The sequence below is a fragment of the Candidatus Eisenbacteria bacterium genome (assembly GCA_005893275.1).
In the GTDB taxonomy this organism is placed as follows: Bacteria; Eisenbacteria; RBG-16-71-46; order SZUA-252; family SZUA-252; genus WS-7.
This window is the reverse complement of record VBOW01000031.1, coordinates 13,257-25,678: the sequence shown is the minus strand read 5'-3', so window position 1 is coordinate 25,678 and position 12,422 is coordinate 13,257. Positions and strand designations below refer to the sequence as shown.

The window sequence follows — 12,422 nt, the reverse complement described above, 5'->3', positions numbered from 1 at the left end:
GACCTTCCGCGGGGGACTCCGGGTTATTCGGCGCCCACGGTGCGGAGGATTGCGCGGAATCGGGGATCGGAGCGCACCCGATTGAATCTCGGCGCCACCGGAAGCCAGATGAGGGCCCGGTCGTGATCCTGCACGGCCCGGTCGAGGTAGTCGAAGGCCCGGTCCGTGTCCCCCAGAGCGACGTACACTGCGGCAATGCTGTAGGATGAGACGAATTTCCGCTTCCCGATCTCCTCGAGCTGCTGAAGCATGCGCTCCGCCTCGTCGCGGCGGCCCGCGAGCGCATAGGCGTGGGTGAGCGCGGTGAGCGAATAGGTCGCGCCGCCGCTCACCTCCTTCGCTTTCTTGAACGCCTCGATCGCTTCCTCATACTTGCCCATCTGCTCGAAGATCCCACCGAGCTGGCCGTAGGCGCGCGCGAAGCCGGGGTCCTGTTCCAGAGTTTTCTCGAGCAACGCGATCGCCTTGTCGTAGCGGCCCGCGTAGAATTGGTACCCGCCGGCGTCGGCGCTGATCGAAGACGAAAGCGGGTCCAAGGACTTGGCCACGGTAATCTCCGCGATTCCCTCCTGGAAGCGCCGGAGCGAGACCAGATGGTCGGCGAACCAATGATGCGCGGTGGCATAGTTCGGGTTGAGCGCGATGGCCCGCCGGAAGTCCTGTTCCGCGCCCTTCCGGTCCCATTCGTAGCTCCCCTTGACGCTCCCGAGCGACGTGTACGCCTCCGCCGAGCCAGGATCCATCTCGAGCGCCCTCAGGGCCGCCGCCTTGCCCTTCGGATACGCCTCGTGCGAATCGACCACGTTGTAGTTGCTCAGAGTGATGTAGTAGTCGGCGATCCCCGCGTACGCCGGGGCGTACGTTGGATCGCGCTCGATCGCCTCCTGGAAAAAATGAAGCGCGCGTTTGAGCCCCTCCTCCGAACGCTTTTCCCAGTGATAGCGTCCCTTCAGGTAGGCATGATAGGCCTCAGGGTCGATGGCGCGCGGCCGCGCGAGCCGGGCCACTTCCTGGGGAGTGATCGTGACCTGGATCTCCCCCGCGATGGCCTTCGCGACCTCGCTCTGCAGGGCGAGGATGTCGCCCATATCGCGCTCGTAGGTTTCGGCCCAGAGATGCCGGTCGGTCGCCGTGTCCACCAGGAGGGCGGTGATTCGGACGCGTTCGCCCGATCGGAGCACCGACCCCTCGACAATCGCGTCCACCTCGAGGGCGCGCGCGATCTCGGCCAGCGCGACCCGCGCTCCCTTGTAGCGCATCACGGACGTGCGCGAGATCACGCGCAGCGCGCGGATTTTCGCGAGCCCCGCGATCAAGGCCTCGGTCATCCCGTCCGCGAAATAGTCCTGTTCGGGATCGCGCGAGAGGTTCTCGAGCGGAAGAACCGCGATCGATTCGATTCGCCGACTCCTCGTTCCGCGCTCCGCCTCCCCGCGCGCGAAGGAGGCGGGGCCCGCCGAGCACACGCGCCGCAGATCGGCGTTCAGCTCGCGCGCGGTCTGATACCGCCGCGCGGAATCCTTTTCGAGGAGCCGGAGGATCACGCTCTCGAATAGCCGCGAAATCCCGGGCCGGATTTCACCCGGTGGCGCGGGGGGACGGTGGCAGATGGCGTCCACAAGGGCCGAGGCGAGCCGCTCCTCGAAAGGCAGGCGGCCGGTTCCCATCTCGTAGAGGATGACCCCGAGCGCGTATAGATCGCTCCTCGGATCGGTTCGCCCGCTGAGGAGCTGTTCGGGCGCCATGTACGGAAGCGTTCCGGCGACCACGTTCGCGTCGGCGTAGGTCGCCGTTTCCGCGCGTTCGAGCACCGGACCGCGCAGGGTCGCCAGTCCAAAGTCGAGCACCTTCGCCCATCCCTTGGGCGTCACGATCACGTTCTCGGATTTGAGATCGCCATGAACGATTCCCTGGTCGTGCGCTTCCTCCAGGGCCTCGGTGATCTGGCATCCGATCGACGCGGCTTCCGCCTCGGTGATCGCTCCTTGCGCGATCTTCTGCGCGACGGTCCGGCCCGGAATGTACTCCATGGCGAGGAAGTCCACGTCGTCCTGGCGGTCGAGGTCGTAGATCGTCGCGATGTGGGGGTGGTTGAGCCGCGAGAGGGCAAGCGCTTCGCGCCGAAAGCGCTCACGGGCCGCATCGTCGGAAAGGGCGCCCGCGGGAAGGACCTTGAGCGCCACGTCCCGGTTCAGCCGCTCGTCCCACGCACGGTGCACGACCCCCATGCCTCCGGCGGCGATCCGCTCGACGATCCGATAATGGGAGAGAGTCTTCCCGATCATGACGCGTCACTATAGCCCGGAATTGGGGTACCATTCGAGCCTCCATGCCCTTTTCCATCGAAGGCGCCGACCTCCTCACGATCGGGCTCCTGGTCCTGCTCGAAGCAGCGCTGAGCGCGGACAACGCACTCGTGTTGGCGGTGCTCGTGCTTCCGCTCCCCAAACGGCAGCAGAGGAAGGCGCTCCGGTACGGCATCATCGGCGCCTTCGCCTTCCGCGTCGCGGCGACACTCTCGGCCGTGCACTTGATCCATTGGGGGTGGGTCAAGCTCATCGGCGGGCTCTATCTTCTCTACCTTCCGGTCCGGCACTTCTGGAGCCGCCCGGATGACGCAAGACGCGCCGCCCATCCGGCGGCGTCCACGCTCTTTGGATTGTCGCTCTTTTGGACGACGGTGATCCGCGTGGAGTCCACCGACATCGTGTTCGCCATCGATTCGATTCTGGTCGCCGTGGGAATGTCGCGCAAGCTGTGGGTGATTCTCTCGGGCGGGCTGCTCGGGATCATCGCGATGCGCGTGCTCATTGGGCAAATTCTCTCTCTCGTGCGCCGCTATCCGGCCATCGTGGACGGCGCCTACGTCATCGTGGCCTGGGTCGGGGTGAAACTGCTCCTGGAGTATCTTCACGCGATTCGCGTGGTCGGGTTCGAGATTCCTCGATGGATCGGGATCGGCATCGTGCTCGTGCTCTTCGTGCTCAGCACGATCTACGCGATGCTCAAGGGACGCGCCGTGGGAAGCACCGCGGCCGAACGAGAGGCCGCAGCCGCACTGGACGCCGCGGTCGAGGGAGACGCCGCGATCAAAGGCGGGCGCCGCCGGGAGGAGAAATGACGCAGCGAGCGCTGGTGGGAACGCTCCTGCTCGCGGCCCTCACCGCGGCGCCCCCGGCGCAGGCGGGGCTTCCACACTACGCCGAGGAGTCCGGCCTCATTGCGACGACGCCGGGCACCGACGATGGGTCGGTCGCGGCCCTGTGGAACCCGGCACAATGGGGCCTCCTCGAGCGGTCGGAGGCGGCCTTTTGGTGGTCGGACAACCAGGTCTTGGATCACCGCCGCGACGACTACGGTTTTTCGGTCGGGAGCGGGCTCGGTCTTTCCTACCGGCATCGGATCTTTCAGGCTCCCGGGGGCCCCCGCGGGGTGGGGGAGTATCAGATCGGGCTTGGTTGCGGCGACGGGGGACAGGCCGGCGGCATCGCGTACGGATTCTCCGGTCCGGGCCGCTCGGTGTTCGGCCGGGAGAACTTCCTCGCCCTGGGAAGCATTCTACGCCCGACGCCCTGGCTCTCCCTCGGGTCCACGGGAAGGATCGCGTCGGGCGAGCAACAAGGTGTCCTGGACCTGGGCGTCCGGCCCCTTTCCGATCCGCGCGTTCTCCTCTTCGCGAGCTACGCCCTCGAGAACGATCGCCACTGGGACGACGGAGATCCCTCGGGAGGCATCGCGCTCCGCCCGATCGTGGGGCTCCTGGTCGGGGGGAGGTGGAGCGAGAACGAGCGCTTTCAGCTCACCCTCGGGCTGACGCTGGCGCGGACCGGATTTCGCTCGCTCACCCAATTCGCCAAGTCGGACCGAGGCGCCACGAGCTACGTCGGTCGCCTGAGCCCGCCCGTGCGCGGGCTGGACCCCGCCGGGAGGCTCCTCCGGGGCCGGCGTTTTCTCGAGATGAGCTTGCATGGCGACGCGGTCTACCAGTCGTACCGCTTCTTCGACGAGCGCTCGCTCCCGCTGAGACGGATCCTCGAGGATATTCAATTCGCGATCGAGGATCCGACCGTGGGAGGCGTGGCCATCAACCTTTCCGGATTCAACGGGAACGTCGAGATGGTCTGGGAGGTTCGAGAGAAGCTCCTCGATCTCAAGCGCGCGGGAAAGAAGTCGGTCGTCTATATCGACCGCGCCGGAGCCGCGGAATACTATCTCGCCTCCGCCGCCGACCGGATCGTCATGGATCCTCTGGGGACCCTCCTGATTCCAGGTGTTCAAGCATCGCGCACGTACATGAAGGACGCGCTCGAGAAGGCGGGCATCGGCTTCGAGGAGTGGCGCTATTTCAAGTACAAGTCCGCATTGGAAGCTCTCTCGCGGCGGAACATGTCCGATGCCGACCGCGAACAGCGTCGGGCTCTCGTGAAGGCCGCCTACCTGGAGATGGCGGAGGGGGTCGCGGGCTCCGGGCGCACGACACGGGCCCGGCTCGATTCGACCGTGAACCAGGAGCCCTACATGAGCCCGCGTCGGCTTCTCGAGCTTCATTGGATCGACGAGGTCGGCGGCGCCGAAGCGTTGCGAGAGGCCGCGAAGACCGCCGCGGGCACGCGGGTGCTTCTCTCCAAAGCCCGCGAGATCCGGCGGCGGCGGTGGCAGCCCGACGAAGCGTGGGGCCCGGTGCCCACGATCGTGCTGGCCTACGCCGTTGGCGACTGCGCCATGGACACGGGGATCCGGGGCCGCGAAACGTCCCGCGCGCTCAAGAAATTCCGCGAGCGACGCGACGTCAAGGCGGTCGTCGTGCGCGTGGATTCCCCGGGAGGCGATCCTCTGGCCTCAGATCTCGTCGCGCGTGAATTGAAGGCGTATCGCCGCGCGAAAAAGCCCCTCTACGTGAGCCAGGGACGCGTGGCCGCCAGCGGCGGCTATTGGATCAGCATGGACGCGGCCAGGGTCACGGCCTCGCCGTTCACGATCACGGGATCGATCGGAGTGATCGGCGGCTGGGCGTGGAACGAGGGCCTCGGCAAGAAGCTCGGCCTGACGTCGGACCACGTGCAGATCGGGCGCAGCGCGGATCTGTTCGGCGGTCTGACACTCCCCCTTCTCGGCGTGAAGATTCCGGAGCGGAACCTGGACGAGCACGAACGCGTAGTGGTGAAGCGCGCGATCCTCGAGCTGTACGACGATTTCACGAAGCGGGTCGCGGAAGGGCGCGGGCTCGAGATCGGACGCGTGCGAGAAATCGCGGAGGGGCACGTCTACGCCGGCCGCGAGGCGGTGGACTTGGGGCTCGTTGATGAAATCGCTCCGCTGGATCGGACGATCGAGGAAGCGAAGGCGGCAGCCGGGATCCCCAAGGGAAGGCGCGTCCGAATCGAGGAGTACCCCAGGCAGAGGCTCTTCCCGCTGCCCGGGCTCGCCCGCTGGGTCGCGGCACGGATCGCCGGGAGCGCGGGCGGGGGCGGGTCGGGCCTTGCCGGGGATGGCGGCGGCGCGCTGGGTGGGGACGTTCGAGGCTCCCTCGAGTCTTCCTCGGAGCGGACCTACGAGGAACGTACGCTCGGTCGAATTTTGCTTAATCCCGGGCTGCCGCTTCTTCTGACGCCCCCATCGCTCCTCCCGGACGAGCCGGCGGCTCGATAGCGAAAGGCGTCTCCATGTACGGCTTCACGGTCGCGACGCTCTACCTCATCGTCGGCGGCCTCGTCATTCTGCTTGGAATCGTGATCCTGCGCGAGGCGCCGCGGGAAAAGGCGAACCGGGCCACCGCCCTGATGCTTTCCTTCGGCGGGCTCGGTTCCGTTCTGGGCGCGATCGGATTCATCCTCGAGGGCGCGGGAGCCGCGGCGCGCACCGGGAGCACCGACCTCCTGCGCTCCTTCAATTATCTCTGGGAGCTGTTCTTCCCCTCGCTCCTCTACTTTGCCTGCGTGTTCCCATCCGAAAACAGGCTCGTCCGGCGCGTCCCCTTCGCCGCGCTATGGATTTTCGCCCCGCACGCGTTCCATCTCGCGATCATGGTGGTGCAAACCCAAGCCGCGCTCACGGGACGGCTGACGGCGTGGCTCGCGAGGAACACGATCGGCGCGACCGTGATGCATATCGCGCGGGTCCCCACCGAGCTCACGCTCGGCTTCCACGTCATCCTATTCTCGGCGGTGAATCTGCTCTACATTGTCGCCGCGCTCACGCTGCTGTGGCTGAGCTACCGTCGGGCGACCCACGCGCGGATCCGCGTCCAGCTTCGCACCATCTTCATAGGCCTCGCCTCGTGCGCGGGGCTCTACGCGATCGCGGTTCCGATCCCGACTCTCTTCAACCAGACCTGGCCCCCGCTCACCCGTTCCACACTCATCGTCGCCGCGCTCGTCCTGGGATCGGCCGGAATCGCCTACTCGATGGTCCGGTACCGCTTCCTCGACGCCAAGCTCCTCGCGCGGAAATCGATCCTCTACGCGCTGACCTCAGCCTTCCTCGTGAGCGTCTATCTCACAATCATCCGCCAGCTCGACGCGTACTTGGAAACCGTCGCGGGGTTCGACGTCACCGTATTCGAGACCGCAATCTTGCTGATCGCCCTCGTGCTGTTTCAACCCGTCGTCTCCTGGCTCGAAGAGGCGCTGGAGCACGTTTTCCTCCGAGAGAAGAGCGATCATCGGACGCTCCTTCGGCACATGAGCGGCGAGGTGCTCACCGTGCTCGACCTCAAGGTGCTCGCGGACATGGTCTTGGAAACACTCCGCGAGGGAGTGGCCGCCCGTACCACCGTGCTTCTCATCGCGCCTTCGGCGCACGAGCCGGTCGTGCGCGGGTTCGGGGGCGGCGTCGACCTCGGCGCGATCGCGTCGATTCCGCGAGCAGGACTCGATCAGCTGACCCTCGGAACGCCCATCCTGCGCCGGGAGGAACTGCGCGACCTCGTTTCGGGGGAAGGGGTCGCCGCCATGAAGCCGCTTCTCGACACCGGCCCCTACCTCCTGCTGCCACTCCGGCACGCCGGGCAGTTTCTCGGCCTGATCTCGCTGGGGCGAAAGATCACGGAGACGCGGTACACCGCGGAAGAGGTTTCCCTCATCCAGACGCTCGCGAATCAAACGAGCGTGGCGCTCAAGAACGCGCTCCTCTACGAGGAGAACCTCGCGAAATCTCTTCTCGAAGAGGAGCTGGCGGTCGCGCGCCGCATCCAGCAGCAGTTCTTGCCGACGCGCCTGCCGGAGATGGGGCGCTTCGGCATCGCGGCGATCAACCTGCCGAACAAGCAGGTCGGAGGGGATTACTACGACATCGTCGACCTGGGCTCCGACAATTACCTGGTCACGATCGCGGACGTCGCCGGAAAGGGCGTGCCCGCGGCGCTCCTCGCGTCGATGGTGCAGGCTTCCGTCCGCACCCAGGCGCAGGACGGCAAGCCGGTTCGCGAGATGATGGATCGTCTGAATCGTCTCGTGTACGACGCGACCCCGGACGACCGGTTCGCGACCTGCTTTCTGGCACGGGTATCCACCGAGGGGCTCAGCCTGTCGTTTTCGAACGCCGGGCATAATTATCCCATTCTGCTCCCGGCCAGCGGCGAGGGCCGCCTCCTCGATTTCGGTGGAATCCCGCTCGGCATCCGCCCCGAGTTTGTCTACGCCGAGACCAGCACGCCGCTCCGGCCGGGGGACGCTCTGATCCTCTACACGGACGGGATCACCGACGCTCGCAACCGCCTCATGCAAGACTACGGGGAGGAACGGCTGTTTCAGTTCGCGGCGGAGCTCCCCCGGGACTTGACCGCCCGCCAGCTCCTGGAGGCCATTTCCACCGATCTATCCCGGTTCACCGAAGGTGCGGAGCAGGCGGACGACATTACCCTCGTCGCGTTGAAGGTGCTTTGAGAGGCCGGGGGGCATTCCGTTGGCGAAGCCGTTTGAGGTTCTGATACAGTAGCCAGCATGGGAGCCGCCGAGCCGACACCCTCGAAGGATGAAAGCGGCACCATCACCCTCACCATCGGCAGCCGCCTCGAGCTTCTCTCTCTCGTCCATGGATTGATCGGGGAAATCGCCGGGCAGTTCGCGCTCGACGATGAGACCGTGAACGCGCTGACCATCGCGGTCATCGAGGCCGGTACGAACGCGATCCAGCACGGAAACGTCTTCGCCGAGGACAAGACGGTCACATTCGTTTTTCGGGTGAGCCCGGGAGAAATCGCGGTGCGGGTGGACGATCACGGCAGCGGGTTCGACGCCTCCAAGGTCGAAGACCCCACCGACCCGTCCAATCTCCTCGATCCCCACGGACGAGGGCTTTTTCTCATGCGTGCCTTGATGGACGAGGTGACCTTCGAGACGCGCGGCGATCACGGAACCACCGTTCGGCTGCGGAAAGCCCGGCGCGTCGCGGCGCGATGATCGACTCCCCTAAAACGGGGGCCGCTACCCGCGACGCGGCCGCAGGTGCTCCAAGGTTCTCTTGACGGCGGGGTAGATCTGCTCGAAGGCGGCGACGACCCGGGGATCGAACTGCGCTCCCGCGGCGCGCCGCAGCTCGGTGAGCGCCTCCTCCTCGGGAAGCGGCTCCCGGTAGGGGCGGTTCGAGGTCATCGCGTCGAACGCGTCCGCCACCGCCATGATCCGCGCCTCGATCGGAATGGCCTCGCCTCGGAGTCCATCCGGATGCCCGGTTCCGTCGAAGCGCTCGTGATGATGACGCACGCCGGGAAGGAGGGGATGGAGAAGCGCGATCGGCCGAAGGATGTTTTCACCGATCAAGACGTGCATGTCCATCTTTTCCCTCTCCATCTGGTTCAAACGACCCTTCTTCGCGAGGATCGTCTCGTCGACTGCGATTTTCCCGATGTCGTGGAGAAGGCAGGAGCGGTGGATCATATCCAGGGTCGCCGGGGGAAGCCCGAGCTGCTTTCCGATCGCCTCGGAGTAGGCGGCCACCCGCACCGAGTGGCCTTCGGTGTAGGGATCCTTGGCTTCCAGCGCCATCGTGAGCGAGACGATCACGCTCATGAAGAGGTCCTCCAGCCCTTCCCGCACCCGCACTTCCTGAACCGCGACCCCCGCCAACGTTGCCAGGTTCTCGAAGGCCTCGATGTGCTCGGCGCGGACGTTTACCGCCTCGCGATTGTTGACGAGGAGCGCCCCCACTTTCTCGTCCCGCACGCGGATCGGCGCGAGCGCTCCCCAATTCATTTTGGCGGCCAGGAGGAATTCACGCGACCAGGGGCTCCTTTGCTTTCGCTTGAAAAGAGTAATGCGATCGCGCGAGTGGAGCGTCTCGAGCAGCTGCGAGCCGGGAGCGGAAAGCGTGTAATCGCGCCACTCCTCGAGCCCGCCTTGCGCGGCGTGGAATCGGTACTCCCCCGAGGGATCCCGAACGAGAACCGCCACCCCGTCGGCGTGGAGCAGCGTCCGTACCCCCTCGATCACCGCAAGGAAAGGCGATCTGGGCCCCTCGACATAGCCCAGCGAGCGCGCGACCTGATTGAGCATTTGGAGAGCGGGAAGCGGCCCCGGAAGATCGGCCGGGGTGCCCGAGAGAAGGGGTTGGGTCGCTTGGGTCTTGGTCTGCATGGCCTCGTCCCCCGGAGCGCGCAAGGGTCGCCGGAGCGGATCGGGTGCGCGGCGGTCCTACCTCGTCGGAGGAACACCCCCCGGTCCTCCGCCTTAGTTCAATCGGCAGAAGGGCAGGGAATATTTAGCGGCGGCTCGGGGGCCCCGTGCGGCCGGCGCGGGAGGGCGGGCGTTCGGCTCGAAGCGGCCTAACCGACCGCCGGAAGGAAGCGGGATAGGAAGGAAACGAATCTCGGGAAGAGGTCCGTGACGAGCAGGACGCCGAACAGGATCAGTACGACCCCGCTGGCCACTTCGATCGTGCGGAGCTGACCGCGAATCTTGCGCGATGCGGCGAGGAAGGAGTTCAGGGCGAGCGAGGAGAGAAAAAAAGGCACCGCCAGACCCAGCGAGTACACCGACAAGAGTACCACCCCCGTGCCGACCGTCTTCGCCGTGCTCGCGTAGATGAGGATGGAGGCCAGGATCGGTCCGATGCACGGAGTCCAGCCCGCCGCGAACGTGATTCCGACGAGCACCGATCCCAACACGCCGAGCGGCTTCGTCGTGAGCTGCTTTTTCCGCTCGCGCGACAGGGCGGGAATGGGAACGAGGCCGGTCAGAAAAATCCCGAAGAGGATAATGAGCGCGCCGCCGGCCCTCCGGAGGGAGTCCTGGTGCTCCCGGAGGAATTGTCCCGCCACCGTGGCCGTCGCCCCGAGCGCCACGAACACGAGCGAGAAGCCGAGGATGAAGGCCAGCGAATGGATGATTGTCAGACGGCGGACGCGCGGAGCCGCGCTCGCGGAGGTCAGCTCGTCGAAGGAAACCCCGGTGATGAAGGTGATGTACGAGGGAACCAGCGGCAGGACGCAAGGCGAAACGAAGGAGACAAGCCCGGCGAAAAAGGCCGCGAGAAGGGAAACCTGATTGACCTGGGATTCGAACATGTCGGTTCGTCTACGTCGCCAGGAGGGGCTGGATGGTTTCCTCGAACACCTTCAGATCCGTCTTCCCGATGAACTTCCTGACGATCCGGCCCGTCCGGTCCAGCACGAACGTCGTGGGAATCCCCACGATCCCTCCGAATCGTCGCGTGGTTTCTTCGTTCGCGAGGAGCATCGCGTAGTTCACGTTGAACTCCTCGGCGAACGGTCGGACGAGCTTCGCCCCCTCCGCGTCGAGCGAGAGACCGACCACCGCCAAGCCCTTCTCGCGGTATTTGGCCTGAAGGCGGACGAAGTCGGGCACCTCATCCCGGCAGGGCGGGCACCACGTCGCCCAGAAATCGAGGATCACGACCTTGCCTTCGAAATCCGAGAGCCGCACGGTCTTGCCGGAGAGGTCGGGGAGCGCGAAATCGGGCGCCTTGGACCCGACCGTTCCCGCCTCCGCCGAGACGCCGGCCTGGCCCCGCTCTCCTCCCTGGCGTGCACATCCCCAGGGGAGGGCGAGCGCCGCGATGAGCGCTGCCAAACACGCCCGCCGCGCGAGCGCCGCCGGGCCGCGCGATCTGATCCGGCTCTGCTGATTACAAGATCGGATAGTACTTCTCCAGCTCGTAGTCCGTGATCCGCGTCCGGTACGCGTCCCATTCGATCCGCTTGTTCTCGACGAATTTCGTGAACACGTGCTCCCCCAGGGCGTCCCGAACGAGCTTGGATTTCTCGGTCAGATCCAGGGCTTCGATCAAGCTTCCGGGAAGGCTCCGGATGCCGATTTCGCCCCGTTCGTGGGCGCTCATCTCGTAAATATCCTCCTCGACCGGCGGGCGAAGCACCGCGTTGGCGTCGACCCCCCGGAGGCCCGCGGCGAGGCAGATCGCGAAGGCGAGGTAGGGATTACACGCGGGGTCCGGACAGCGAAGCTCGACCCGCGTTGCCTTCTCGTGACCCGGCTTGTACATGGGAACCCGGACCAGGGCGGAGCGGTTCCGCTGCCCCCACGCGATGTAGACGGGCGCCTCGAACCCGGGCACCAAGCGCTTGTACGAATTCACCCATTGATTGGTGACCGAGGCGAACTCCGGCATGTGGTTCAGGAGTCCGGCGATGTAGGAGCGGCCCGTTTTCGAGAGGTGGTACTTGTCCTTGGCGTCGAAGAAGAGGTTCTTCCCGGCCTTAAATAGGGATTGGTGGATATGCATGCCGCTGCCGTTTTCGCCGTAGACCGGCTTCGGCATGAAGGTGGCGTAGTACCCCCCCTGGCGCGCGATCTCCTTGACGACGTAGCGGTACGTGATCGTTTGGTCCGCCATCTTGAGCGCTTCGCTGTACTTGAGATCGATCTCGTGCTGACTCGAGGCGACCTCGTGGTGCGACGCCTCGACCGAGATCTCCATCGCCTGGAGGGCCTCGACGGTGCGGGAGCGAAGCTCGGTTCCGATGTCGTCCGGGACCTGATCGAAATAGCCCGCCGAATCGAGGAGCGTGCGATCGCCCACGCCTTTGAAATAGAAATATTCCAGCTCCGGGCCCAGATAGAAGGTGTAGCCCAGTTTCTCGATTTTCTTGAGCGCGCGCTTCAGGACGTGCCGCGTGTCGCCCGGGTAGGGGCTCCCATCCGGGTTCTGGATGTCGCAGATCAGGCGGCCGACGTGCTCGCCGTTTACCTTCCACGGGAGCATTTGGAACGTGTCGGGATCCGGCATCGCCACGAGATCGCTCTCGTAAATACGGGCGAACCCCTCGACGGACGAACCGTCGATCCCGACACCCTCCTCCAGAGCCTCGCCCAAGACCCGGAGCGTGATGCCGACGCTTTTCAGCTGTCCGAGAATATCGACGAACCAGAGATGGATCATCTCCACGCCCCGCTCTTCGCAGAATTTCACGATCTCCTTCGTCGACTTCAGACTTTCCATCCTCGGTC

General features: G+C 65.5%; 9 protein-coding genes. 4 read left to right on the top strand and 5 right to left on the bottom strand.

Annotation, left to right across the window (positions count from 1 at the left end; genetic code table 11):
* Positions 1 to 23 precede the first annotated feature (23 nt).
* Positions 24 to 2,285 (bottom strand): tetratricopeptide repeat protein, encoded by a 2,262-nt coding sequence (locus E6K76_07155; GenBank protein TMQ58675.1) that lies wholly within the window; start codon positions 2,283 to 2,285, stop codon positions 24 to 26.
* A 44-nt stretch (positions 2,286 to 2,329) separates the two neighbouring features.
* On the opposite strand from E6K76_07155, the gene E6K76_07150 reads away from it, so the two are divergent.
* Genes E6K76_07150 through E6K76_07135 form a run of 4 tightly spaced genes read left to right on the top strand, consistent with a single transcriptional unit; the run spans position 2,330 to position 8,399 of the window.
* The gene (locus E6K76_07150) at positions 2,330 to 3,121 is read left to right on the top strand and encodes a DUF475 domain-containing protein (protein ID TMQ58674.1); all 792 of its coding nucleotides are present in this window, start codon (positions 2,330 to 2,332) and stop codon (positions 3,119 to 3,121) included.
* Positions 2,947 to 5,649: a hypothetical protein gene (locus E6K76_07145; protein TMQ58673.1), complete on the top strand. Its 2,703-nt coding sequence runs from the start codon at positions 2,947 to 2,949 to the stop codon at positions 5,647 to 5,649. Before E6K76_07150 ends, E6K76_07145 begins: the two co-directional genes overlap by 175 nt.
* Positions 5,650 to 5,663: 14 nt before the next feature.
* Positions 5,664 to 7,883, top strand: coding sequence for a GAF domain-containing protein (locus tag E6K76_07140; protein ID TMQ58672.1), 2,220 nt, complete (start codon positions 5,664 to 5,666; stop codon positions 7,881 to 7,883).
* A gap of 57 nt (positions 7,884 to 7,940) precedes the next feature.
* The gene (locus E6K76_07135; GenBank protein TMQ58671.1) at positions 7,941 to 8,399 is read left to right on the top strand and encodes an ATP-binding protein; all 459 of its coding nucleotides are present in this window, start codon (positions 7,941 to 7,943) and stop codon (positions 8,397 to 8,399) included.
* Positions 8,400 to 8,423: 24 nt separating this feature from the next.
* Here the strand turns inward: E6K76_07135 and E6K76_07130 are convergent, their stop codons facing one another.
* From E6K76_07130 to E6K76_07115, 4 genes are all read right to left on the bottom strand, one after another.
* Positions 8,424 to 9,572, bottom strand: coding sequence for an HD-GYP domain-containing protein (locus tag E6K76_07130; GenBank protein TMQ58670.1), 1,149 nt, complete (start codon positions 9,570 to 9,572; stop codon positions 8,424 to 8,426).
* Between the two features lie 188 nt (positions 9,573 to 9,760).
* Entirely contained in the window at positions 9,761 to 10,501 is a 741-nt protein-coding gene (locus tag E6K76_07125; GenBank protein TMQ58669.1) for a cytochrome c biogenesis protein CcdA, read from the bottom strand.
* 10 nt (positions 10,502 to 10,511) lie between these two features.
* The gene (locus tag E6K76_07120) at positions 10,512 to 11,096 is read right to left on the bottom strand and encodes a TlpA family protein disulfide reductase (protein TMQ58668.1); all 585 of its coding nucleotides are present in this window, start codon (positions 11,094 to 11,096) and stop codon (positions 10,512 to 10,514) included.
* Positions 11,083 to 12,414: a glutamine synthetase gene (locus E6K76_07115; GenBank protein ID TMQ58667.1), complete on the bottom strand. Its 1,332-nt coding sequence runs from the start codon at positions 12,412 to 12,414 to the stop codon at positions 11,083 to 11,085. The genes E6K76_07120 and E6K76_07115 overlap by 14 nt, the downstream gene beginning before the upstream one ends.
* Positions 12,415 to 12,422: the final 8 nt, after the last annotated feature.

Bases quoted from the DNA above. Each gene is read 5' to 3' on its own strand.
- E6K76_07115 (TMQ58667.1), bottom strand. From the start codon at position 12,414: ATGGAAAGTCTGAAGTCGACGAAGGAGATCGTGAAATTCTGCGAAGAG.
- E6K76_07150 (TMQ58674.1), top strand. From the start codon at position 2,330: ATGCCCTTTTCCATCGAAGGCGCCGACCTCCTCACGATCGGGCTCCTG.
- E6K76_07145 (TMQ58673.1), top strand. From the start codon at position 2,947: ATGGATCGGGATCGGCATCGTGCTCGTGCTCTTCGTGCTCAGCACGAT.
- E6K76_07155 (TMQ58675.1), bottom strand. From the start codon at position 2,285: ATGATCGGGAAGACTCTCTCCCATTATCGGATCGTCGAGCGGATCGCC.
- E6K76_07135 (TMQ58671.1), top strand. From the start codon at position 7,941: ATGGGAGCCGCCGAGCCGACACCCTCGAAGGATGAAAGCGGCACCATC.
- E6K76_07130 (TMQ58670.1), bottom strand. From the start codon at position 9,572: ATGCAGACCAAGACCCAAGCGACCCAACCCCTTCTCTCGGGCACCCCG.
- E6K76_07125 (TMQ58669.1), bottom strand. From the start codon at position 10,501: ATGTTCGAATCCCAGGTCAATCAGGTTTCCCTTCTCGCGGCCTTTTTC.
- E6K76_07140 (TMQ58672.1), top strand. From the start codon at position 5,664: ATGTACGGCTTCACGGTCGCGACGCTCTACCTCATCGTCGGCGGCCTC.